Consider the following 24,410-nt stretch of genomic DNA (forward strand, 5'->3'; position numbering starts at 1 on the left):
AGTTTGCATTTCTCTAACAAAGGCTGTAAAAGTATTAAAAAAAGATGGGGATTATTATGAAACCTATGACAAAGCCTATGTTAAAGGCTGGTCTACTTGGCTTGCTAAGCTTAGCATTATTCCAGCCGACCAGTTACGCTAATAATGAAAGCAATAATGTTCACCAACAAATTGAGCAAGTCGCCGATTCTCTAGAGCGCAAAGTTATTGACTGGCGTCGCCACATTCACCAAAACCCTGAGCTGGGTAATCGTGAATTTGAAACGAGCAAATACATTGCCACTCACCTTCGAGCGTTAGGCTTAGAAGTCAAAACTGAAGTCGCCCACACAGGCGTTGTTGCCGTGCTTAAAGGCGACAAGCCAGGTCCTGTGGTGGCGCTACGCGCTGACATGGACGCCCTACCCGTTAAAGAACGCGTGGACTTACCCTTTGCCTCAAAAGCCGTTGGCGAATACATGGGGAAAGAGGTTCCGGTCATGCATGCCTGTGGTCACGACACCCACGTCGCAATTTTAATGGGTGTGGCAGAATTATTGGCGGGCATGCAATCTGAACTTCCCGGTACCGTAAAGTTTATCTTCCAGCCTGCTGAAGAAGGTCCTCCGCCAGGCGAAGAAGGCGGTGCTGAATTAATGGTCAAACAAGGGGTTTTAAAAAATCCTGACGTTGATGTGGTGTTCGGGCTACACATTTCAGCTGGTACAGATGTTGGCAAAATCAACATCCGTAAACGAGGCATCATGGCCAGTTCTGACGACTTCAAGATCACCATTAATGGTAAGCAAGCGCACGGCTCTACGCCATGGGACTCTGTAGACCCTATCGTTACGGCGTCACAAATTGTGAATAGTTTACAAACTATTGTCAGTCGCCACATGCCTCTGACTCAGCAAGCTTCAGTTGTGACCGTAGGTTCTATTCATGGTGGCGTTCGCTCAAACATCATTCCTGAAAAAGTCGAAATGCTTGGGACAATTCGCACTTTAAGCGAAATCGACCGTACTCGCATTCACGAGATGGTACGTAAAAAAGCGACTTTGATAGGTCAAACCATGGGTGCAGAAGTTACGGTAGAGCTTCCCTACTCTTCAGCTTATCCTGTTACCTATAATGATCCTGATCTGACCGATAAAATGTTACCAACGCTAGAAGCGGTTGCGGGTGCAGAGAATGTCATCACCATTCCACCCATTACTGGCGCAGAAGATTTCTCTTTCTACGCACGAGAAGTACCAGGCGTATTTTTCTTCTTAGGAGGCAAGCCTAAAGGGCTTCCTGCTTCAGAAGCTGCCCCGCATCACACACCTGATTTTTATATTGATGAATCTGGACTCAAACTTGGTGTAAAAGCCCTGTCACGCTTAGCGGTCGACTATCTGCAAGCACACTCAGCTGAGTCAAAATAACCCACAACCACTCCTTCTACCAGCAGAGATAAAGGCTTTTTATCTCTGCTGCATCCCGTTATACTTTCCAGCCAAAGAGTTAGCTCAAACGAATTAATTGGTATTGGTCATGGCAAAGAAGAAAGTCTACATCGCATACACAGGTGGCACCATTGGTATGAAACCAAGTGATCAAGGTTTTGTACCTCAAAAAGGCTTTCTAGGAGCAACGCTGAAGAGCTTTCCTGAATTTCAGCACCCTGACATGCCGGAAATCACTATCCACGATTACGCTGAGCCGATTGACTCCGCGAATATGTCTCCCGAAGATTGGCATCATATCGCTGAGGATATCGAGCGTAATTATGATGATTACGATGGTTTTGTCGTTCTTCACGGCACTGACACCATGGCCTACACAGCTTCAGCCTTGTCGTTTATGCTAGAAGGTTTGCAAAAACCTGTTATTTTTACGGGCTCACAAATTCCGCTGACACAACTACGAACCGATGCGCGAGATAACTTGATCAACGCTGTTTATCTTGCTGCGAATTACCCGATCCCCGAAGTCAGCCTTTTTTTCCACGATCATTTGCACCGTGGTAACCGCACCATTAAAACCGATGCCGACGGATTTGCTGCCTTTAGCTCACCGAACATGCCACCGCTAGCCAGTATCGGTAGCACCATTAAAGTGCGCGAACACTTAATTTGGCAGCGCAAACATACCGAATTAACGGTTCGACGCTTCAGTTCACCAAAGATTGCGATATTAACGTTATTTCCGGGGATTTCTGACGATCTGGTTCGTGACTTTTTAGCTCAAGACTTGGATGGGATTGTGTTGCAAAGCTTCGGCGCAGGAAATGCACCTGTAAATAACAAGCCATTGATGCAAGCGATCGAAAACGCCACCAGCCAAGGCAAAGTTATCGTCAATTGTACGCAGTGCTTAAAAGGCTCGGTTAACATGAGTACTTATGAAACTGGAAAAATTCTGATGGACGCTGGCGTTACATCTGGCTTTGATATGACCACAGAAGCGGCACTGGCTAAGTTATATTACTTGTTCAGTCGTGGGCTAGACGCTGAAACTATACGAGAAAACATGGTTATTAGCTTGCGTGGTGAACTGACTAATTAAGGCTAAACTCGTATCTCTGTGATGATGTCTGTTTTGACCGAGTTTGCAATAAAACAGAGCTCGTGAGCTTGGTGGTGGATTTTCTCAAGCATCTCCCGACTAGGTGTTTTTTCACCAGAAAAACTGACTTTCGGCCTAAGTGTCACGGTTTCAACAAACGCCCTACCCGAATCATCTACTCCCATCACCCCGATGGCTTCATCTTTATAGTGATCAACTATAAGTCGTTTCTTAGCCGCAATTGACAAGAAGAACAACATGTGACAACTGGATAAAGAGGCAACGAATGCTTCCTCTGGATCGACGTTTGCCTCAACCGAGTACGGTAATGGCACAATATGGGGCGATGACGAGCCTTCAACTACAGCACCACCATCAAACGTCCACTGATGCCCACGACTGTATTGATTGTCGATAAAAGCCTGCTGACCGCGTGACCAGGTAATCGTGGCGAAATACTGCCCCATAATAAGCTTAGTGCGCCTTCTTGCCCGGAATAATTAAAGATGGGTCTATAACAAATGAATCATCAGCATCTCGTTGATTAGCTGACTGACCAGGATAAGCGTCACGCATCTTTTTACCAGTCACCATGTTGCCATCTTTGGTCACTGTAAAAGGCTCTTCGTCACCTTCGTTCAAACGGGCTTTGTATAGCATAATTGCTTGAATACAGGTTTCTTTTTGCTGTTCAGTGAGCTTAGTGCCGTCTGGCCACTTGCCAGTTTCAACCGCTTCGGTGAAACGTTCGATCATGTCAGGGGTAAGCGTTTTGATCAGTTGTGAAAAGTCCATAATTTGGAGGGAACTCTCTATCGAAATTGAAGTAATTATGCAGAATTCCAACTGATTTTACCAGTGCATCAGTTGCTAGATCAGGCCCTGTTTATCAAATCCCTAAAAATCCTTATGCTTCAAAACGTTACGAAATTGTTACCTGTATTGATTCACACTGGTTATGTGATATAGTTAACAATTATAGTTGTATTCTTTACAACACATTGGGGTCTTCCACTATATAGGCTGAATATGGCATTGATAAAGGTCAAGGTGCCGACCGATTCACTTGATATTGGTATGTTTGTCGTAGAACTCGACAGGCCATGGACTGACGTGCCCCTTCCTTTCCAAAAGTTCGAGATCACAACTGAGCGCGAACTCAAAGTATTGAGTGAATATTGCAAGTATATCTATATTGAGATTGACGCCTTTCTTTGGGAAAAGAAAAAACAAGAAATTAATAGCCAAACCTCAAGCAGTACTTTACCCGAAAATACCCCAATACATCATGAGCTTCCTCGTGCATCCACGACTTACCAATCTGCAAAAGAGTTTGCGATAGAGCTGTTTGAGTCAACCAAATTTGGGTTAGAGCTTGATATTGAGCATAGCAAGCAAATTATCAATAACTGCATCACGAGCATACTCTCCAACGCTAATGCACTCTTCTGGCTAACTCGCATCAAAGACAGAAACCATTACACAGCCGAGCACAGCCTCCGTGTCGCCATCTTATCGATTGCTTTTGGTAAGTATTTGGGGATGAGGCGTGAAGAGCTTGAGTTGCTGGGCTTATGCGGATTGCTGCACGATTTAGGGCAAACTCAGCTCCCTGATGACATTGTTAATAAAGCAGGGCCATTGAACGAAGCCGAATACCGTGTCATGCAGAAACATACCCTGCTAGGCCACGAACTAGTCATTCACGACAGTAGCATTGCCGCTGCGGTTAAAGAAGTGATGCTCAATCACCACATCCACTTCAATGGCAAGGGTTATCCCAAAAATCCCGCCCCGATAAAGCCAAGTCAGTTTTGTCGCATGATCAGTATTGTTGATGCTTATGACGCTATTACCAGCGAAAGTCCCTATAAGTTGAGCAAATCACCTCGTGAAGCGTTAAAAATCCTGTTTGATCAACGTAATAAGCAGTTCGACGGGAAGCTGGTGGGCAACTTTATTCAAATGATGGGTATTTATCCGCCTGGTAGCCTAGTTCGTATGTCCAATGGTGAGGTCGGTATCGTTATTTCTACGGATAAGAAACACAAACTTTTACCCAAGGTCGAGCTTGTTCAAGATAGTCGCGGACGCCTTAAACGCTCCATTATCATAGATTTGAAGAAGTCTCCCAAAGACGCCAGTGGCAATGTATATAAAATCACGGCTTCTCTCCCAGACGGCTCAATGGGGTTTGATATGCGTCAGTACATCCACTCGACCCATCAGTGCTAAGCTCCGTTTGTAAAATTTAAGCTTTTGCTGGACACATGGTCCTATGTCCATCATCATATAACACATTGAAAAAACGTATCTTTCGTTAGATAGCAATTCCATAACGGACCACCCAACTCAACATTATGCTTACACTTGATTTAGCCCTAATTTTATCTGGAATTCTAGCTCTAGGGATTGGTGCCCAATGGCTGGCATGGTATTTAAAGCAACCGTCAATCCTCTTCTTATTGTTGATTGGGATCCTCATTGGCCCCATCTTGGGTTTCTTTAATCCTGATGAAACACTTGGCGACTTGCTCTTCCCATTTATTTCGTTGGGTGTCGCGGTCATTCTATTCGAGGGCTCGCTAACCCTAGAGTTTCATGAGGTTAAAAGCCATGGCCGGGTAGTACAAATGCTGGTTTCAGTAGGCGTTCTGGTTACCATCATCATCGTATCGACCGCTGCCTACTTCTTATTTGATATGGATCCTAAGATTGCGATCCTATTCGGTGCCTTGGTCTGTGTAACAGGTCCAACGGTCATTGTGCCTATCTTGCGTAGCGTTCGTCCGAATAAAAATATCAGCAATATTTTGCGCTGGGAAGGCATCATCATCGATCCTATCGGCGCCATTGCCGTGGTTTTGGTTTACGAGTACATCATCTCGGGTGGTTCTGGCGATCATGCCCTACTGGTATTTGGTAAAATTCTATTAGTCAGCACACTCATCGGTATGATTGGAGCCTACATTTTGGCTCAACTGTTTAAACGTCACTTAATTCCAGAGTATTTACGCAACGTCTTTGCATTGGCCTACGTCTTACTGCTCTTCTCTATTTCAAATCACATCGAGCACGAGTCGGGCTTATTGACCGTGACGATTCTTGGTGTGGCATTAGCAAACTGGCCAAAATTTGAAAAAGATGACCTACTCGACTTCAAAGAATCTCTATCCCTGCTACTGATATCCGTGCTCTTTATTGTTCTAGCGGCACGTTTAAACCTTGATAGCTTATTGAGCATTGGTATTCCAAGCTTGATTCTATTGGCGGTAGTCATGTTTATTGCGCGTCCGGCATCCGTTTGGGCATCAAGTATCGGCTCAAAACTAAAGCTCAATGAAAAACTCATGATCAGCTGGATCGGTCCGCGTGGTATCGTTGCAGCCGCAATTTCATCACTCTTCGCTATCAAGTTAGCTGAATACGACTTAGCAGGAACGGAATATTTAGTGCCGCTGGTCTTTGTTGTCATCATCGGTACCGTGTTAATTCAAAGTATCGGTGCCAAACCAATTGGCAACTTGCTAAAAGTTCGCGAAGCCTCAGACAACGGCGTCTTGATTATCGGTAGTAACCCTGTGGCGTTAAAAGTGGCGCAATCACTACGTGACTCTGGCTTCGATGTCGTCATGGCGCACAATAACTACACCAACATTTCTCGAGCTCGCATGGAAGGCGTCAAAACCTACTTTGGTAACCCTGTCTCAGATCATGCTGACCGTAACTTGGATTTGATTGGTTTTGGTCATTTATTCGCCATGAGCATGGACCGAGAGCTGAATACGCTGTGTGAAATCAATTATCGCCACGTCTTTGGCAAAAAGAACATTTACCGTCTGCGTTATAACGATGACAGCAGCAGAAAAAATGAGCGCCAAGAGCGTACCGATTACTGGCAGTCAGCTTGGCTATTTGGCGAAGGCATTAATTACGGCAAGCTAGCCAGCATGATTGCGAATAATGCTAAAATCAAAATCACCAACATCACTGATAACTACAGCTACGAACAATACCGTAATGACAATAAGAACTACATTGCGCTGTATATGATCGATAAGAACGGCTCACTTAAAGTATTCTCATCGGATACAGGTGAAAACATCCCAAGCGGTACAAAAATCATCGCCTTGGTGCATGATCCAGAAAATAAGAAAAACATTCCTAACGACAACCCTGCAAACAAGGGTCAAAAGAAACTCAAAACGTTAGCGGATAAAGAAAAGAAAATTGATGATTAAACTCTGGGGCTTCGGCCCCAGAATTATTTTTAAAGTATCAATAACCGTCGGAAAATAGCACGGTTTGTACGCCTAAGACGGTCCAGTCGCCTCGACCACCACCTGCTAGTGGCATATGACCATAACGACGATCTCCTTGACTGTCTTTTTCTGTATTCAAAATGGTGACTATTTGTTGTACTAGCTGGCTGGCGGCTATCTGACACTCCCAAGAACGGTATCCTTCAGGCCAGTCCAATGTGTACTGTCTTGGTCGAGTACCGCCGTAACCTGGCACTGTCCCAATGTTTTTAAAACGCTGACCAAGCTCAGTAACACCAGCTTCTGCGAGCAAAAAGTCTAAGCGAGAAATAATCGCTCCTGCCACACGACTGCACCACCATACCATCGGCAATCGTCCTTCCTCATTATCCAAATAAGACGTGGCAGCCGAAGCCAAAAATGACCAGCCACTGTTCATTTTAGCCTTTGAGTCAAAGTCTTCGTTCAAAGCAGCTTGCATGACTTTGTACACATTATCTAAAGTAACGCCACTCTGAGGCGTACCACTGACGTCAAACAATTCCACGGCCGTTTTGACCGCCATGTCACGCCACTCCTGATCCCAAGGAACTTTTGAATTGCCTAATGAGGCTTTCTGCCCTTCAGCATCCACAATTTTCGCCAGCTCTGTCGCGCGATAATAAAGAGGGTCAATGGCTGCATGATACAAAGCATAGCCAATGCGAGGTTTAGGCCAGAAAAAGCTGATCAGCCTATCCTGCCAACCAGCAACGGCGTCGCCTACCGGCTGTTTTAAATATATAGGTTGGTGTGGCGCGTCATCAATCCATTGCACCAGCGCTTTGATGAACTCTTCATCACTCGCTTCCGCGTTTGGTACATACGGCGGATAAGTATCTTCGCCAATAAGTTCAATGCCTTGATCATCAAGCACCACGGGATCACTCGATGGCGCTTCAATGTCTGCTTGCACGCGTGCTTCAGCATAGTTCATGAAGTCATCTTGAACGGCGAAAGCCAAACTGTCCCAGTAGTTAACCGCATGCTCGGTTAAGCTAACAGCTTTGATCTCATTACCGTCTTCATCACTCAAAGACGTTAATTCGACCCACTTTGAGTATTTTTCGATAAATTCTGGGCTGGTTTGTGAAGAATTTCGGTAGGCCCACGGGACCATCATGCGCGCCAGAACTTCTAAACTAAAGCGTTTACGCTGTCGGATAAGTTCACTGAGTGAATCGGCGCTTTCTCCCAAGGGCATTTTCCCGAACTTCCATTGCTGTGGGTGCTCAGAAAAACGTTTAAACCAAACTTTCCAGCCAGCGATAAACATGGTTGGAGTAATTGAAAAGCCGTCGGCGTGCTCAAAACTGATGTTCATACAGACCTAAGTGATTGGTTTTACTTTCGATTATCATACCTTATCCATAATAGTGATTTTCTGCAAATACTTGTGCTAATACTATTAACCAACAACCAAGACCGCTATAATTCGCCAGCGCCACTCAGCCAAAGCATTCCTTTAAAGTGTAGAGAACGCTCTGAGTAATACCGCTACGTCGCAACAATATAGATAGCCATGTTATTGAAATTACCTGAGTTAAAGCAAAAACCGAATTTTATCAACCACTGGCAAGGCTTTGCTGGCTCTAGCCGTGCCCTTGCGATTGCAGAACAAGCCAAGCAATCGAAGAAGCCTATCGTGGTTATTTGTAACGATGCACCTCAGGTTTGGCATCTCCAGCAAGAAATCGAGTACTTTTTAGGCAAGAACCACTCAGATGAAGCCCCTGAATTACCGGTATTCAGCTTTCCTGACTGGGAAACCTTACCTTACGATAACTTCAGCCCTCATCAAGATATTGTTTCTCAGCGTTTATTAACGTTGTATCAACTGCCAAGGCTCAAACAAGGTATTGTACTTATCAGTGTTAGCACCTTGTTACTTAAGCTGCCGCCACGAGAATACATTGAGCAGAATAGTCTCGTCATGCACACAGGCCAAGAGCTTGATATGCACGACGTTCGAGCGCTGTTTGAACAACATGGCTATCATGCAGTTAACCAAGTCTATTCTCACGGTGAATTCGCAGTTCGAGGCTCCATTCTCGATGTATTCCCTATGGGCAGCGATAAGCCGCTGCGTATCGACTTCTTTGATGATGAAATTGATACCATTCGCTACTTTGATCCTGAAAGCCAGCTATCCGAAGATACGCTCAACAATTTCGAGTTATTGCCGGCAAAAGAATTTCCGCTAGATAAAGATGGCATTGAGACTTTCCGCCAAAACTTCCGCCAAACTTTTGATGTCGACCTGCAAAAAGTCTGGCTATACCAAGAAATCAGTAATGGCAATGCTCCGGCTGGTATCGAGTATTATCTTCCTTTATTTTTCAACAAGGTAGACACATTATTTAACTACTTACCTGAAGAAAGCATCTTGTGTTCACTGGGTAAGCATGACCAAGCTATCGTCGATTACTGGGCTGAAATTACCGAACGTTATGAGCAACGTCGTCATGACGTCGAGCGCCCGATACTCGAGCCCAAAGAACTCTACCTAGTCGAAGATGAACTCAACAGCTTACTCAAAGAAACGCTACGAGTACGACTAGAACCGTCTTCACCTGACCAAGCTCAGGTGACCAACCCTGTGCCGATGATGCCTATTGAGCATAAAGCTGCCGATCCAGCACATCATTTGCGGAACTTCTTAAAGCATTGGCAAGGCCAAACCCTGATCGCCACTGAGTCTCCTGGCCGCCGTGAGGCGCTTAAAGACTTACTTGAGCGACATAATATCGCAACAAAGGTTTCTGCCAGTTGGCAGGAAGCGACGAAGCAACTCACCCCGGAAGTCATTGAAGTCGGTGTAGCACCATTAACGCAAGGCTTTGTCGTCGATAAACTGGCGGTTATCACTGAAATGGAGTTGTTCGGTGAACAAGCAATACAACGCCGCAGCGCCGAACGAGACCACAAACCTTCGGTACAAGCGGAAGATGTGATTCGTAACCTCGCCGAGCTTAAAGAAGGCGATCCTGTGGTACACGTCGAGCAAGGTATTGGGCGTTATCGTGGACTTGAGAAGTTGACCAGCGGTGACTTGGAAGCCGAGTATTTAATGATCGAATACTCAGGGGGCGATAAACTCTATATCCCCGTTCAGTCACTGCACCTGATCAGTCGCTACTCAGGTACCAATCCTGAGTTAGCCCCATGGCACAAGCTGGGTACAGAAAGCTGGGACAAAGCGAAGACTAAAGCAGCAGAGCGCGCTCGAGACGTTGCTGCCGAATTACTGGATGTTTACGCGCGCCGCGAGGCTAAAGAAGGCTATCCCTATACGCTTGATGAAGCCGAATACAATCGCTTTAGCAGCGAGTTTCGGTTTGATGAAACCCCAGATCAGGTGACAGCAATCAACTCTGTCATTCGTGACATGACGGCACCACAGCCCATGGATCGGCTGGTATGCGGTGACGTCGGCTTTGGTAAAACTGAAGTTGCTCTTCGTTCGGCATTCATTGCCGCTCATGGCGGCAAACAAGTCGCCGTACTGGTTCCAACCACCCTGCTCGCTCAACAACATTTTGAGACGTTCAGCGATCGATTTGCCGACTGGCCAATAAAAGTCGCGGCTTTATCACGCTTCGCTACAGCCAAAGAGACGAAGGAAACGCTGCAAGGGCTAGAAAATGGCACAGTCGATATTGTGGTCGGGACTCATAAAATCATCCAACAAGACGTTAAGTTTAAACGTTTGGGGCTTCTCATCATCGATGAGGAGCATCGTTTTGGTGTGCGTCAAAAAGAACAACTCAAGAAGTTCCGCGCCGAAGTCGATATCTTGACTCTGACCGCGACACCAATCCCAAGAACGCTGAATATGTCGATGTCCGGCATGCGCGACTTATCCATTATCGCAACACCGCCGGCAAAGCGACTGTCAGTCAAAACCTTCGTTCGCGAGCATAATAAGCCACTGATTCGAGAAGCCGTGTTACGGGAAATTTTGCGCGGTGGTCAGGTTTACTTCTTACACAACAGCGTAGAGAGCATTGAACGAACCGTCACAGAGCTAAAGGAGTTATTACCTGAAGCTCGCATTAATTTTGCACACGGTCAAATGCGTGAGCGTGAACTTGAGCAGGTAATGCGCGACTTTTATCACCAGCGCTTCAATGTACTGGTGTGCACGACGATTGTTGAAACCGGTATCGACAACCCGAACGCCAACACCATGATCATTGATCGAGCCGACAAATTTGGTTTAGCCCAGCTGCACCAATTGCGTGGTCGTGTTGGCCGATCGCATCATCAGGCGTATGCTTACCTACTCACACCAGCCGAACGAAAAATTACCAAAGATGCTGAAAAGCGTTTGGACGCCATCGCCTCACTTGAAGACTTAGGCGCGGGTTTCACCTTGGCGACCCACGACCTAGAGATTCGTGGCGCGGGTGAGCTGCTTGGCGAAGAACAGTCAGGACAAATGCAGGCGGTAGGCTTTACCTTGTTCATGGATATGCTGGAACAAGCCATCAAAGACATTAAAGAAGGCAAGGAACCGAGCTTACAACAGACTCTCAACCAAAAAACTGAAGTAGAGCTTGGGGTATCCGCCATCATCCCAGACGACTATATTGGCGATGTAGCGACTCGACTGTCACTGTACAAACGAATTGCAAGCGCTAAAACTAAAGATGAACTGGACGGCTTGCAGGTCGAGTTTATTGACCGCTTTGGTCTTTTACCAGACGAGCTTAAAAATCTCTTTGCGATTAACGAGCTTATTTTGGAAGCGCAACCTCTTGGGATCAGCAAAATTGATCTTGTGCACTCGGGTGTGCGTATTCGATTCAATCAAGATAGTCCGATTGACCCAACGAAACTGATTAAGATGATTCAGATGAACCCTGCGCTGTATCGCTTTGAGCAGAATGTCATTCTAAAAATCTTAACCGAAGAAGAAGAGCTCAAGCCTTTACTCAAGGCCGTTCGATTAGTCTTCGATAAACTACAATAGTGTAAATTGGGCTGGGCAAGCACGAAAATCGTGTTAAACTCATGTCACACTCTGGGGCAAACGATTAATATTATAAATAGAGATGAACCATAAATTTTCTAACTATTTCATAGGCTTGTCACTTCTACTCGCCTCTTTCAGCTTAAGCGCACAGACCATTTTTGACGTTGAGTTGGTGTTCTTCAAGCGTATTGGAGACTTACACCTTACAGGCCAACCAGAGCCGATACCGCTAGAAGCGGATGAAATTGAATACCAATTATCAGATTCGGAAGCCTTCTTACCTGAAGGCTATACTCTGCTCAACCGCACAGAACAAAAGCTTGAAGGTGTTTATCGACGCTTGAGAGTCAGTAGCGATATGCGACCTCTTCTGCACATCGGTTGGAGACAAGAGCTTCAAGATAAAGCGGATACGCCTTGGTTAAGCTTTATGATTAAGGACGAACCCGAACAGCAAGGTTTAGAGGGATTCGAAGGTATTATCCGCCTGAGTCGTAATCAAGGATTGGTTTTAGAAAGCCAAGTAGTTGGTTATAAAGAACCAAAACGCTCTGAGTTTGACGGTATTAATAGTGAACTTCAGGAAAGTGGTGCCACTTTCGAAGACGTTGACCAACAGGCAGAAGCAGAACAAAGTAATGAGTTAGACCTCCCTTTTTCTTCTTCTGATAAGGCTACACAAGAAAATGCCGAGGTGAACAGCTCAGAACAAGTAGCTTCAGACTTTAATGCTGAAGAAAATATGCAAATACCTGACGAGTTAAGCGGCTTTTTTGAAATGTCGGAAACAATAAAGGTCAAACTCGACAATTTGTATTATATTGATCACCCAACCATGGGACTTCTGGTTAAGGTAACCCCTTACCAAGCAAAAATTGAAGAACAAGAAGCTTTAAATTAAGCCCAAACATCAAACCCAAAAGGATACTTTATGAGTAACGTTATTGTGTTAGGTGCTGGTATGGTCGGAAGCGTTATCGCTAGAGACATGTCCGAAAAACATGACGTCACTATTGCTGATATTGAGCCACAAACATTAAAGCTACTGAAAAAAAGACTACCCTCCGTCAACACAGAGGAAGTCGATGCCCTCAACGGTGAAACTCTAAAGTCTTTCCTACAACCTTTCGATATTGTCATTTGCGCAGTTCCTGGCAACTTAGGATTTAAAGTTCTAAAGAATGTCATAGAAGCAGGAAAAGATGTCGTCGATATCTCATTTGCTGAAGAGAACTGCCTTGAACTGGATTACTTAGCTAAAAAACATAACGTCACTGCAGTAATCGATTGCGGTGTAGCTCCAGGAATGGACAATTTATTGCTAGGTTTTTTAAATACCAAAATGGACGTTACAGACTTTGAATGCTTTGTTGGCGGCTTGCCGAAGATTCGAACCAAGCCATTTGAGTATAAAGCCCCCTTCTCACCACTGGATGTTATCGCCGAGTATGTGCGTCCAGTACATTATTTCGAAAATGGACGCGAGCTGGTCAAAGAGCCCCTAACTGACAGAGAGCTGATCGACTTTGACCGTATAGGAACACTTGAAGCCTTCAATACCGACGGTTTGCGTAGCCTGATTTACACCATGAACCACATTCCTAACATGAAGGAAAAAACGCTACGTTATCCCGGTCATGTTGAAGCCATTCGTACGCTCAAACATAGCGGTTTCTTCGATCAAGAGCCTGTCACAGTGAACGGAATGGAAATCAGTCCTTTAGAATTCACATCAAAAGTATTGATTAATGAATGGAAGCTCAAACGCAAAGAACCCGAGTTTACTATCATGCGTGTCAACATACGTGGCACCGAAAGTGGTAAGCGCAAAGAATACATCTACGATCTCTACGACGAGTATGACGCCATTAAAAATGAAACCTCTATGGCGAGAACCACAGGCTTCGCTGCAAACGCGGTAGCTAACCTTATTCTTAAAGAAAAGTTCGACAAAGTTGGGGTCTATGCACCAGAGCATATCGGCGGACACACAGATTGTTGCAAAACGGTGATTGACTACATGGAAGAGCGTAAAGTACGGTATCGACTTGAAGTAAATAGTTTGGAATAAACTAACTGAAGTCATTAAGGAGTTTTATGAAACCACTGAGCGAAGAACGTATTGGCGAAATCAAAGAACACTTCAACTTTTTCGATCGTGATAATAACGGCCGAATTGATGTTGATGAGTTTGGTGAATTACTGCAAGTATTATCCCCGGACGCAGGTGATGAGCAAATCCATAAAGGTTTTTCACTGGTCGATACTGACGGTAGCGGCTACATCGAGTTTGAAGAGTTTCTGACTTGGTGGAAAACATGCTGGTGGGAGTTTTAGACCCTTTTCCTCATAACGCCTCTCTATCCTTTTTAGCCCATAACAGAGAGGCGCAAGCCCGTTAAGCTTCTTATTTATTAGAAACATACTGTCGTCTAATAAACAGCCAAACATAAAAATATCTAATCACAACAGCATCCCTCATAGAGTTTTTTTGAAAAACTTGTCCGACCAGAGGTGTCATTGCTCAATCTTTAAACAATCCACCCAAAATATACTGGCGAAAAGCCGCCTCTGGTGGTAAGGTTGCTGCGCAAAATTGAGATACGAGAATCAACATTTTCAATCGTCTTACATATTAGACAAATTAGGGGTTTGTATGGATTTCTTAAACGAGTTAGGTATTAAAGCCGTCAACCAATCTGCGAGTTGGGGCGAAGGCTATACCGACACTCAAGACGCTGGCGTGATTGAGTCAATCAATCCTGCCACTGGCGAATTGATCGCAAAGGTCAACGCAACGTCTGAAGAGGATTACCATAAAGTCATGCAACAAGCGGAACAGGCTTTCGCTGAATGGCGCATGGTCCCTGCCCCTGTTCGCGGTGAGCTCGTTCGCCAAATGGCCGATGCTTTACGCAAACATAAAGATGCCCTCGGTAGTTTAGTAAGCGCTGAAATGGGCAAGATTAAAGCCGAAGGCGATGGTGAAGTCCAAGAGATGATTGACATGGCGGACTTTGCAGTCGGCCAGTCGCGCATGCTATACGGCAAAACCATGCACTCTGAGCGTCCTGAACATAGAATGTATGAGCAGTGGCACCCTCTCGGTGTGACTGGCGTTATTTCAGCCTTTAACTTCCCAGTCGCGGTTTGGTCTTGGAATGCATTTGTTGCAGCCGTCTGTGGCAACACTGTGGTTTGGAAACCCTCTCCAAAAACGCCACTAACCGGTGTTGCGGTACAAAATATTTGTAACAAAGTTCTAGAAAAGAACGGTTATAAAGGAATTTTCTGCTTATTCATTGATAGTGAAGAGAATAAGCTTTCTCAAAAATTCATCGAAGATAAGCGCGTTAAAAAGATGTCCTTTACCGGCTCGAGCGAAATCGGCCGCATGGTAGGGATGAAAGTCGCTGAGCGTATGGGTAAATCGCTTCTTGAGTTATCAGGCAATAACGCCCTAATTCTTGATGAAACAGCTGATTTGGACCTAGCGGTTCCAGCGGTAGTTTTTGGCGCTGTGGGAACAGCCGGTCAGCGTTGTACTTCGACTCGACGTCTGATTGTTCATAAAAGCATTGCGGACAACGTGATTCCAACCATCGCAAATGCCTATAAACAAGTTAAGATTGGTAACCCTCTTGATGCAGATACATTGATGGGGCCGTTGATTGATGAACAAGCAGTTCAGAATTTTGAGAATACCGTCGCTAAAGCCAAAGAAGCTGGCGGCGAAGTATTAGCGGGCGGTAAACGCGTTGAAGGTGACGGGCACTTTGTTGAGCCTACCTTTATCCGTGCTGAAAACCACTGGGACATTGTTCAAACTGAAACATTCGCTCCCATCCTTTATGTCATGACCTATGACACTATTGATGAAGCGATAGCGATGCAAAACCACTCAAAAGCAGGTCTTTCCTCGGCGATCTTCACGCGTGATATCAAAAACGCTGAGAGATTCTTGTCCGCGGTAGGTTCTGACTGTGGAATTGCTAACGTTAATATCGGCACATCTGGTGCTGAAATTGGCGGCGCATTCGGTGGCGAAAAAGAGACTGGCGGTGGCCGTGAAGCAGGCTCCGATGCCTGGAAAGCTTACATGCGTCGTCAGACTAACACGATTTTCTGGGGTGACACCCCTGTCCTAGCTCAAGGCATTAAGTTCGACTTGGGCTAATCATTTTTTGTATTGATGTCACACAATCAGGTGTGGCTGTTGTTTTTTCCTTTTGATAGGAGTTTTTTATGGCGGTTTTTAACCTTCGCGCTTATGACGATCACGAACAAATCGTATTTTGCCGTGACGTAGAGTCAGGGCTTAAAGCAATTATTTGTGTTCACAACACAAATCTTGGCCCAGCGGTCGGCGGTTGTCGTATGTGGGATTACAACTCTGACGAAGGCGCTCTGATCGACGCGTTACGTCTTTCTCGAGGCATGACTTATAAAAATGCTATGGCTGGCCTTAATATGGGCGGCGGCAAATCTGTAATCATCGGCAACTCAAAAACCATGAAGTCGGAAGAGCTATTCCGTGCTTTTGGTCGTTTTGTTGATAAATTAAGCGGCAAATACATTACTGCTGAAGATGTGGGCATCAATCCACAAGACATGGCCATCGTGAACAAAGAAACTAATCACGTACTTGGTCTTGAAGGTAAGTCTGGTGACCCTTCTCCAGTAACAGCTTACGGCGTATTCACTGGACTTAAAGCAGCCGTTAAGCACCGCTTGGATCGTGATGATTTAGAGGGCTTGAAAGTGTCTGTTCAAGGTCTTGGCCACGTTGGTTACTACTTATGTCGTCACCTGCATGAGCAAGGCGCTCAGCTGGTCGTCACTGACATCAACAAAGAAAGCGTTGATCGCGTTGTAGATGAGTTTGGTGCTAAAGCCGTGGACACTGATGAAATCTATCATCAAGAAGTTGACGTTTATGCTCCATGTGCACTTGGCGCAACCATTAACGACAACACGCTTCCGAAAATCCAAGCATCAGTGATTGCTGGTGCGGCTAATAACCAGTTAGCAGAAGACCGTCATGGCGACATTTTGATGCAGAAAGGCATTTTGTATGCACCGGACTACGTCATCAATGCTGGCGGTATTATCAATGTATCATTCGAAGAAAACTACGATCAGGCGGCAGCGCTTAAGAAAGTCGATGAAATCTACGGCACATTGACTGAAGTATTCGATGCATCAAAATCATCAGGTCGCCCGACTAACGTGATTGCTGACGAAATTGCACGCCAACGTGTAGCGGATGCTAAAAAGAAGTAAGATAAACATTTACACTTCTCATAAAAAAAGCGAGCTTCAAGCTCGCTTTTTTTGTTTCATCACTACAAAGTTGTTTAATCAATCGCATACTGAAAGTACATACGATAAGCCGTTGACCATATTGGATACTCTACTTGCATTAAGAAGCAAGTATAATCATTACGATCACACTTCGACATTGCGAACAATTCATCAACCAAATCATTAGCCATTGGATAACCTAATTTATGGCTGAAATCATCGTTTGGTCCTGCAAGGCCTAGATCGGCTTCATCGTGGAATCGGTCAAACCACAATGCATCTGGGCTATTGATGATATTGATCAGTTGTGAACCACTAGAATAAATCCCGGCATTAGCAACACTGCGCATGGCATACTTCTTGTCTAAGAAACACATCACGTAAAGATTTTTAGTCGGGTAACGTGTGTGCGCTCCTACACAGCTGGCTTTCTTGCCGCCATGGAATGGCCCAAGCTGTTCTTTGGGATAGTTTTTGATGACACCAATATTGAGCTCAGAGTTATTATCTGTCTCAGTTGGCACAATCATCCAGTTTTCACCATGAGTAAAGTCTTTAATATGGTCAATAATACTTGGGCTCGTCAATTCGCGTATGATTGAAACGTAACTAAGGTCATCACCCTTTTGATCATTTTGAGAAATGACCTCTGGCTTTTCAAAATCCAGAGTGTTCTCACCTGGAACAACAGGAACCATCACTGGGCGAGAGTTTTCTGACGAACGACAGCCCTCGTAGTAGCTAAGCGTGAATTGCTGTAAATACTTTGAGTCATGGTCATTCTCTTTGATAATACAAGCAAAAAACGAGGTATCCATCGACTCACCGGTGACATTTTTTGCAGCTTCATACAATGCTGCACGAGAGTCTCTTTTTGAACTCGTTTTTTCTGTACTGGTTGAGTTACTGTCTTGGATCAGCTTTTTTAACGCTGAATGACTACGTGAGTATTCATAAATAAGGTTTTCAAATCGCTGTACCACTGTACGAGCGTCATCAATCAACTTAGGATTGAGGCTCTTTTCTTCAGCCAAGTCGATGAAACCTTTAAGCCCAGCAGGCCCTGGTAATGAGTTAATGACTTCTAAACCATCTACCGCTTTATTAATTGTCTCAACCATTCTTTGGCAGGTAGATTTATTAGCGGTCAACCACTTAGACATACCTGTAATGGTTTTGGCATGGTTAGGGAAGTCTTCTACAAGGTTAGCTAACCCATTCTTAATTCGTTCTCCTTCACGCCCAATAAGGGATAGTTCCTTACGAGATAAAGTCTTACTCACGGTATTCTCCACTGAAGCTTAAAGCAAATATGCATATACGACGTCATTATTACACAATCCATGATTTACCTCACATTTTTTTATCTCGAAAATGTAAAAAAATATCTCATACGAGCTAAAACGATAAATTGAAGTCAAGTTTAGTAGCTAAAGAGATAAAAAGTTCCGCTAAAAGGTATCTAAATTCATGCTAACGAACAAAAAACACCACAAAAAGTGTAAAAATTTCTGACATCATAAAGTTCAGAGCAAATATATCTGAAACTTTTAATTCTTGCTAGTGCAATTAAACGTTTTTTACAAAAGCTGTGCGAAAAGGCACAGTAGTTAAAGCAAAATAATACAGTGACTATTTTTTAAGCAAAATTAATGCAAAAAGTATTGCATTTCCAGCAAAAAAGCGTATAAAGCACAGTCTAAATTGTGCTGGTTAATGTTGCTCAGAAACTAACTTTTGACACTTGAGCAAATATGTCGATAACCCTTTGAACTATAACGAAAATTAGCCTGCTCAGTAGGTCTGGGAAGTTTCTATCGTTACGCCCCCAGAAAATACATATACAAAAGCTTGTTTATGGCTTCCCCATGAGAGGAGATTAAAGAAGTGTATAAAGACTTCGACTATAACCAAGAGATTGATCCTACTGGCGCAACAGACACTCAGTGGCCTTCTTTTAAGAACGTTAATGAGAACGATGAGCGAAACGATCATTTCATACAACGTGACGGCAAGCAGTTTGCTGGTACGCACCTGATCATTGATTTATGGGGCGCTTCAAAACTTGATAACTTACAAGTGATGGAGCAGGCTTTCCGTGAGGCTGTGATTGAATGTGGCGCTACCCTGCTTCATATACACATGCATCACTTTACGCCAAACGGCGGTATTTCAGGTGTTGCTGTGCTTGCGGAATCACACATCAGTGTCCACACTTGGCCAGAACGTGACTATGCTGCGTTCGATGTCTTTATGTGTGGCGATGCCGAGCCTCATAAAGCGACGGAAATCCTACGCAAAGCTTTCTTACCGTCTGAAGTGTCGGTAAAAGAGATCTTGCGTGGCGAAGTTCATAACTAATCAATATTGAACTCATTCTAAGTAACGGATAAGTGCCGATATGAGCAAACGTTTTATTGAAACACTCTATAAAACATACGGGCAAAGCTTTATTGTCGATGAAATACTGTTCGAGAGTAAAACTGACCACCAGCACCTGATTATTTTTAATAATGAACAGTTTGGTCGTGTCATGGCTTTGGACGGTGTGATTCAAACCACAGAAAAAGATGAGTTCATCTACCATGAGATGTTAACTCACGTTCCCCTATTTGCTCACGGCAACGCCAAGCGCGTGTTAATCATTGGCGGTGGCGATGGCGGTATTTTACGTGAAGTCCTACGCCACCCAGAAGTTGAGCATGTGACTATGGTTGAGATCGATCAGGCTGTGGTTGATATGTGCAAAAAATACTTCCCAAAGCACTCGGATGGCGCCTTTGACGACCCTCGTGTGGATTTGGTGATTGATGATGGTGTTGACTTCATTGTGAATAACACACAAGAGTACGACGTTATTATATCGGACTCTACGGATCCAGAAGGTCCAGGCGAAGTATTATTTAGCTCACGTTTTTATCAAGGTTGCAAAAACAGCTTAACCGAAGGCGGTGTGTTAGCGACTCAAAACGGCGTGAGTTTTATGCAAATTGACGAAGTTAAGACCACTTTTAACCGTTTTGAGGGTCTATTTACTGATCGTTGGTTCTACGCAGCACCAGTGCCGACGTACATCGGCGGCATTATGACGCTAGCTTGGGGCACGGATAATGAAGCCCTGCGCCAACAGTCGGTAGAAGACATTCGAGAGCGATTTACACAGAGTAAAATGAAGACACGGTATTACACGCCGGAACTTCATGTCGCCAGCTTTGCGTTACCCCAATATGTTATCGATGCACTCAACTAAAGCATCTAGACAGAAGGTCAAACAAGGCGGGCTACAGGCACCGCCTTTTTTGTGCCCGTAAGATAAAAGTACCACTTAACAAGACACTAGGTTTACCCTATTTTAACAATACGTTAGCCTTTATACTGTAAACAACAGATGGCTAGCACGAATGGAGAAACGACAGCGAATGACTGTTAAAACAAACGATTGGTCAATTGAACAAGCGCGCTCTTTTTATAACTTGCCTCATTGGAGCGATGGTTATTTCGATCTGAATGATGACGGTGACTTAACGGTATCTCCTGATAAGAGCCGCCCAGAGCTTACCTTCCCTTTGTCGTCTGTGTGCAAAGAATTACAGAGCCGTGGCTTCCAAATGCCTGCCCTGCTTCGTTTTGGTGATATCGTGCATAATCGCGTTAACAGCTTATGCCAAGCTTTTAACCAATCGATTGAGGAACTTGAGTACCAAGGCAAATATACCGTTTGCTATCCGATAAAAGTGAACCAACAGCGCCGCGTGGTCGAAGAAATCGTCCACAGCCAGTCACGCATTAGCAAAGCAGACAAACAAATCGGCTTAGAAGCAGGCAGTAAGCCTGAGCTGATGGCTGTTCTAGCCATGTCTGAAAACACCAACTCAACGATTGTGTGTAATGGGTATAAAGATCGCGAATACTTACGTGCAGCCTTAATTGGTTCGGAGCTTGGTCATACTGTCTATATCGTGATTGAAAAGCTCTCTGAACTAAACTTACTACTCGAAGAAGCTGAAGGTATGGGCATCAAGCCCACCATTGGCGTGCGCGCTCGATTAGCGTCTAAGGGTGAGTCCAAGTGGCAAACATCAGGTGGAGACCATTCAAAATTTGGTTTATCTGCCAGCCAGATTTTACGTCTGGTAGAAACTCTACAAGAGCGTAACCAGCTGGATATTTTCCAGTTGCTACATTTTCACTTAGGCTCGCAAATCACGTCGATTCACGATATTCGTAATGCCTTGAAAGAATGTGCGCGTTTCTACGCAGAACTGCACACCATGGGCGCACCGATCACTACCGTTGATGTTGGTGGCGGTTTAGGTGTGGACTATGAAGGTACTCGCAGTCAAAGCCACTGCTCCATGAACTATACGCTTGAAGAGTATGCTTACAACGTAGTCAATGGCTTCTTTGAAGTGGCTGATGAGCATAATTTGCCCCATCCCAATATTATTACCGAGTCTGGTCGCGCACTAACCGCTCACCATGCGGTCTTGATTGCTAACGTGATTGATTCAGAGTCGCCGATTAAGCATCAAGTCGATGAGCCTAACGATGAAGCGCCAACCGTGTTGCAACACTTATGGACGACTTATCAAGAATCTCTGGACGGTGATAATGATCGCTTAATTCAAGCGCATCACGATGCAGGTTACTATTTGAATGAAGCTCAAGGCATGTTCAGTCACCAAGTTTTAAGCTTGGCTGACCGTGCTGTTGCGGAGCGTTTACATCGTTTGATCTTACTAAATATTAGACAACGCTTAGAGCCTGAAAGTCATGAGCAAGAGAATATTTTAGCCAGCTTAAATGAACAGTTAGCGAGTAAGTTTTTCGTTAACTTCTCAATCTTTCAGTCGCTACCAGATGCTTGGGCTATTGATCAGATATTCCCAGTGATGCCTTTGAAAGGTTTGCACGAAGAGCCCTCTGAAAGTGCGATCATTCAAGACATAACCTGTGACAGTGACGGTTTGTTGGAGCAATATGTCAATAATCATGGCATTACATCGACTATCCAGCTGCCAGAGTATCAGCACGGTGAAGAGTATCTGCTGGGCTTCTTTTTGGTTGGCGCTTACCAAGAAATCTTGGGCGATATGCATAATTTATTTGGTGATACGCACACTATTGATTTGCGCGTTTCCGATAATGGTGAACTTGATATTTACGGAACAGACTACGGCTCTGGCGTCGATGAGTTATTGGATTATGTCAACTTTGATGCGAAATCATTACTCGAGTCTTATCGCCGTCAATTAAAAGCCAGTAACCTTGAGCTTACACAACAACGCCAATACCTCGCTGAATTACGCGAAGGAATTTATGGCTACAGTTACTTAGAAGACTAGTTTTTAGGATGAGTATGCAGCAGTTAACACCTCGACGCTGGCCTGCCGAGTGGGAACAGCACAAAGCCACTTGGATGGCTTGGCCTTGTCGCAAAGAAATTTGGACTCACGGCTTGGAAAAAGCACAACGTGCATTCGCTGAAGTAGCGAATACAATTTCTGAGTACGAGCCGATTAATATGATCGTTCGTGCAGAAGATGCGCCTTCTGCACAGAAATTACTTAACTCAGATATTGAGATCCACTTTTTTGAACTTGACGACAGTTGGGCGCGAGATATTTCGCCACTCTGGGTTGAAGAAGGTCTAGTTAAAGAAAGTGTGGTTGAAGAAAATGAAAAAGAAGCCTCAAGCCCTCTAGCATTAAAGTTTTTATTTAATGCTTGGGGTAATAAGTTTGAACCTTATGCTCATGACGCGAAAGTCGCCGAGCACATTACTCAGATTACAAAAAGTAAAGTTGAGATCTATGACTTTGTACTAGAAGGTGGTGCGATTCATGGTAATGGACAAGGCACACTTTTAACGACTGAGGAGTGCTTACTAAACCCAAACCGCAACCCTGACCTTAGTAAAGATGACATTCAAACCTTACTGCTGAGTGCTTTTGGGGCTAAAGACATCGTTTGGCTTAAAAAAGGCATTTTTGGTGATGTTGATACTGATGGCCATATCGACAATATTGCTTGCTTCGTAGATGATAAAACCATCATCAGCCAAAGCACTGATAACCGTCAGAGTGAGAATTTTGCAATTTATCAAGACAACAAAGCCATCATAAAAGATGCCGGCTTCGAGCTCATAGAAATTCCTGAGCCAGAGTCAAGATATGTTGATGGAGAGCGCGCGCCGCTATCCTACATCAACTATTACATTGCCAATGATTTAGTGGTACTGCCCTCTTTTGGTTGCAAGCAAGATCAAGCTGCTTTATCAACCTTAAAGGACTTGTACCCTAAGCGCGATATCAAACAAATTGATGCTAATGAAATATTGGTTGGTGGTGGCGGTATTCACTGCATCACCATGCAACAACCGCTTATTTAAAGCTTATTACGTGAGATAACATCATGAGAAACGTTACCTTTGCAGCAACACAGTTCGCCGTCACTGACAATGTCGAGCAGAACTTAAACTTGGCTGAACAGCTGGTTCGAGAAGCGGCCTCACAAGGCGCGCAAGCCATCTTGCTTCAAGAACTGTTTGCTGGCTTTTACTGGTGCAAAGATCAAGACCCAAGATACTTTGACTGGGCCGAGCCTTATGACACCAGCAAAGTGTTAAAGCACTTTTCTGCACTAGCGAAAGAGTTGGGTGTGGTATTACCGATCAGCTATTTTGAAAAATCAGGTAATGCACATTTTAACTCGCTGGCGATGATCGATGCTGACGGTACTGTATTGGACAACTATCGCAAGGCGCATATCCCTGACGGTCCTGGATACCAAGAGAAATTTTACTTTAGCCCAGGCGATACCGGCTTTAAAGTTTGGGATACTAAATTCGGACGTTTAGGTGCAGCCATTTGTTGGGATCAATGGTTCCCTGAAACCGCTAGAGTTTTAACATTAAAAGGTGCGGAAGCTATATTTTATCCAACGGCAATCGGTAGCGAACCACAAGATCCAAATTGGGACTCACGTCGCCACTGGCAACGCGTTATGCAAGGCCACAGCGGCGCTAACATGGTGCCAGTCATTGCTTCAAATCGCATTGGTTCCGAACAAGGTGAGACTTGTGATATTAATTTTTACGGCTCATCATTTATTACCGATAACTTTGGTGAAAAAGTCAAAGAACTGGATAAGACTACTCAAGGCGTGATTACACAAGAGTTTGATTTAGACTTGCTGGCTAAACAAAGAGCAAGTTGGGGGTTATTTAGAGATCGACGCCCTGATCATTATCAAAGAATAACATCCTTGTAATTTGTGATGCATAAAAAAGCCTC

The 24,410-nt window shown here is 44.5% G+C and carries 19 protein-coding genes; 15 read left to right on the forward strand and 4 right to left on the reverse strand.

What is annotated here, in order from left to right; genetic code table 11:
- Positions 1-56: 56 nt before the first annotated feature.
- A complete protein-coding gene (locus KFK88_RS10295; RefSeq protein WP_223579303.1) occupies positions 57-1,409 on the forward strand; it encodes an amidohydrolase in 1,353 nt (450 codons plus the stop codon).
- Between the two features lie 109 nt (positions 1,410-1,518).
- The gene (gene ansA / locus KFK88_RS10300) at positions 1,519-2,532 is read left to right on the forward strand and encodes an asparaginase (RefSeq protein WP_223579305.1); all 1,014 of its coding nucleotides are present in this window, start codon (positions 1,519-1,521) and stop codon (positions 2,530-2,532) included.
- A 2-nt stretch (positions 2,533-2,534) separates the two neighbouring features.
- Here the strand turns inward: ansA and KFK88_RS10305 are convergent, their stop codons facing one another.
- Both KFK88_RS10305 and KFK88_RS10310 read right to left on the reverse strand, forming a co-directional pair.
- Positions 2,535-2,999, reverse strand: coding sequence for an OsmC family protein (locus KFK88_RS10305; RefSeq protein ID WP_223579308.1), 465 nt, complete (start codon positions 2,997-2,999; stop codon positions 2,535-2,537).
- 7 nt (positions 3,000-3,006) lie between these two features.
- Positions 3,007-3,327, reverse strand: coding sequence for a YeaC family protein (locus KFK88_RS10310; protein WP_223579312.1), 321 nt, complete (start codon positions 3,325-3,327; stop codon positions 3,007-3,009).
- A 234-nt stretch (positions 3,328-3,561) separates the two neighbouring features.
- Between KFK88_RS10310 and KFK88_RS10315 the strand changes: the two genes are divergently transcribed.
- The gene (locus tag KFK88_RS10315) at positions 3,562-4,767 is read left to right on the forward strand and encodes an HD-GYP domain-containing protein (RefSeq protein ID WP_223579315.1); all 1,206 of its coding nucleotides are present in this window, start codon (positions 3,562-3,564) and stop codon (positions 4,765-4,767) included.
- A 125-nt stretch (positions 4,768-4,892) separates the two neighbouring features.
- Positions 4,893-6,773: a cation:proton antiporter gene (locus KFK88_RS10320; protein ID WP_223579318.1), complete on the forward strand. Its 1,881-nt coding sequence runs from the start codon at positions 4,893-4,895 to the stop codon at positions 6,771-6,773.
- Positions 6,774-6,810: 37 nt separating this feature from the next.
- On the opposite strand, the gene KFK88_RS10325 is transcribed toward KFK88_RS10320, so the two are convergent.
- Positions 6,811-8,157 (reverse strand): hypothetical protein, encoded by a 1,347-nt coding sequence (locus KFK88_RS10325; protein ID WP_223579321.1) that lies wholly within the window; start codon positions 8,155-8,157, stop codon positions 6,811-6,813.
- Positions 8,158-8,355: 198 nt separating this feature from the next.
- Between KFK88_RS10325 and mfd the strand changes: the two genes are divergently transcribed.
- From mfd to KFK88_RS10355, 6 genes are all read left to right on the forward strand, one after another.
- Complete coding sequence (gene mfd, locus KFK88_RS10330) at positions 8,356-11,808, forward strand: transcription-repair coupling factor (protein ID WP_223579324.1); 3,453 nt, start codon at positions 8,356-8,358, stop codon at positions 11,806-11,808.
- A gap of 82 nt (positions 11,809-11,890) precedes the next feature.
- Entirely contained in the window at positions 11,891-12,712 is an 822-nt protein-coding gene (locus KFK88_RS10335) for a CsiV family protein (protein ID WP_223579326.1), read from the forward strand.
- A gap of 30 nt (positions 12,713-12,742) precedes the next feature.
- A complete protein-coding gene (locus KFK88_RS10340; protein WP_223579328.1) occupies positions 12,743-13,882 on the forward strand; it encodes a saccharopine dehydrogenase family protein in 1,140 nt (379 codons plus the stop codon).
- 26 nt (positions 13,883-13,908) lie between these two features.
- Entirely contained in the window at positions 13,909-14,148 is a 240-nt protein-coding gene (locus KFK88_RS10345) for an EF-hand domain-containing protein (RefSeq protein ID WP_223579331.1), read from the forward strand.
- A 319-nt stretch (positions 14,149-14,467) separates the two neighbouring features.
- Positions 14,468-15,988, forward strand: a complete 1,521-nt coding sequence (gene amaB, locus KFK88_RS10350; protein WP_223579334.1) for an L-piperidine-6-carboxylate dehydrogenase — start codon at positions 14,468-14,470, stop codon at positions 15,986-15,988.
- 68 nt (positions 15,989-16,056) lie between these two features.
- On the forward strand, positions 16,057-17,094 hold the full coding sequence (locus tag KFK88_RS10355; RefSeq protein ID WP_223579337.1) for a Glu/Leu/Phe/Val family dehydrogenase: 1,038 nt from the start codon (positions 16,057-16,059) through the stop codon (positions 17,092-17,094).
- A gap of 74 nt (positions 17,095-17,168) precedes the next feature.
- Here KFK88_RS10355 and KFK88_RS10360 read toward each other — a convergent pair whose 3' ends face one another.
- Positions 17,169-18,398: a hypothetical protein gene (locus KFK88_RS10360; protein ID WP_223579338.1), complete on the reverse strand. Its 1,230-nt coding sequence runs from the start codon at positions 18,396-18,398 to the stop codon at positions 17,169-17,171.
- A 604-nt stretch (positions 18,399-19,002) separates the two neighbouring features.
- On the opposite strand from KFK88_RS10360, the gene speD reads away from it, so the two are divergent.
- From speD to aguB, 5 genes are all read left to right on the forward strand, one after another.
- Positions 19,003-19,476, forward strand: coding sequence for an adenosylmethionine decarboxylase (gene speD, locus KFK88_RS10365; RefSeq protein WP_223579341.1), 474 nt, complete (start codon positions 19,003-19,005; stop codon positions 19,474-19,476).
- Positions 19,477-19,504: 28 nt separating this feature from the next.
- On the forward strand, positions 19,505-20,365 hold the full coding sequence (gene speE / locus KFK88_RS10370; RefSeq protein WP_449768881.1) for a polyamine aminopropyltransferase: 861 nt from the start codon (positions 19,505-19,507) through the stop codon (positions 20,363-20,365).
- A gap of 169 nt (positions 20,366-20,534) precedes the next feature.
- Positions 20,535-22,460 (forward strand): biosynthetic arginine decarboxylase, encoded by a 1,926-nt coding sequence (speA, locus tag KFK88_RS10375; protein WP_223579345.1) that lies wholly within the window; start codon positions 20,535-20,537, stop codon positions 22,458-22,460.
- 14 nt (positions 22,461-22,474) lie between these two features.
- Positions 22,475-23,506: an agmatine deiminase family protein gene (locus KFK88_RS10380; RefSeq protein WP_223579347.1), complete on the forward strand. Its 1,032-nt coding sequence runs from the start codon at positions 22,475-22,477 to the stop codon at positions 23,504-23,506.
- A 20-nt stretch (positions 23,507-23,526) separates the two neighbouring features.
- Complete coding sequence (gene aguB / locus KFK88_RS10385) at positions 23,527-24,387, forward strand: N-carbamoylputrescine amidase (protein WP_317851558.1); 861 nt, start codon at positions 23,527-23,529, stop codon at positions 24,385-24,387.
- Positions 24,388-24,410 lie beyond the last annotated feature (23 nt).

The sequence above is a fragment of the Kangiella taiwanensis genome, assembly GCF_020005165.1.
Lineage (GTDB): Bacteria > Pseudomonadota > Gammaproteobacteria > Enterobacterales > Kangiellaceae > Kangiella > Kangiella taiwanensis.

Excerpts from the sequence above, each read along its gene's own strand:
- amaB (WP_223579334.1), top strand. The coding sequence starts at position 14,468 with ATGGATTTCTTAAACGAGTTAGGTATTAAAGCCGTCAACCAATCTGCG.
- KFK88_RS10340 (WP_223579328.1), top strand. The coding sequence starts at position 12,743 with ATGAGTAACGTTATTGTGTTAGGTGCTGGTATGGTCGGAAGCGTTATC.
- KFK88_RS10355 (WP_223579337.1), top strand. The coding sequence starts at position 16,057 with ATGGCGGTTTTTAACCTTCGCGCTTATGACGATCACGAACAAATCGTA.
- KFK88_RS10380 (WP_223579347.1), top strand. The coding sequence starts at position 22,475 with ATGCAGCAGTTAACACCTCGACGCTGGCCTGCCGAGTGGGAACAGCAC.
- KFK88_RS10325 (WP_223579321.1), bottom strand. The coding sequence starts at position 8,157 with ATGAACATCAGTTTTGAGCACGCCGACGGCTTTTCAATTACTCCAACC.
- KFK88_RS10315 (WP_223579315.1), top strand. The coding sequence starts at position 3,562 with ATGGCATTGATAAAGGTCAAGGTGCCGACCGATTCACTTGATATTGGT.
- speA (WP_223579345.1), top strand. The coding sequence starts at position 20,535 with ATGACTGTTAAAACAAACGATTGGTCAATTGAACAAGCGCGCTCTTTT.
- KFK88_RS10295 (WP_223579303.1), top strand. The coding sequence starts at position 57 with ATGAAACCTATGACAAAGCCTATGTTAAAGGCTGGTCTACTTGGCTTG.
- KFK88_RS10335 (WP_223579326.1), top strand. The coding sequence starts at position 11,891 with ATGAACCATAAATTTTCTAACTATTTCATAGGCTTGTCACTTCTACTC.
- mfd (WP_223579324.1), top strand. The coding sequence starts at position 8,356 with ATGTTATTGAAATTACCTGAGTTAAAGCAAAAACCGAATTTTATCAAC.
- KFK88_RS10320 (WP_223579318.1), top strand. The coding sequence starts at position 4,893 with ATGCTTACACTTGATTTAGCCCTAATTTTATCTGGAATTCTAGCTCTA.
- KFK88_RS10305 (WP_223579308.1), bottom strand. The coding sequence starts at position 2,999 with ATGGGGCAGTATTTCGCCACGATTACCTGGTCACGCGGTCAGCAGGCT.
- ansA (WP_223579305.1), top strand. The coding sequence starts at position 1,519 with ATGGCAAAGAAGAAAGTCTACATCGCATACACAGGTGGCACCATTGGT.
- KFK88_RS10345 (WP_223579331.1), top strand. The coding sequence starts at position 13,909 with ATGAAACCACTGAGCGAAGAACGTATTGGCGAAATCAAAGAACACTTC.
- KFK88_RS10310 (WP_223579312.1), bottom strand. The coding sequence starts at position 3,327 with ATGGACTTTTCACAACTGATCAAAACGCTTACCCCTGACATGATCGAA.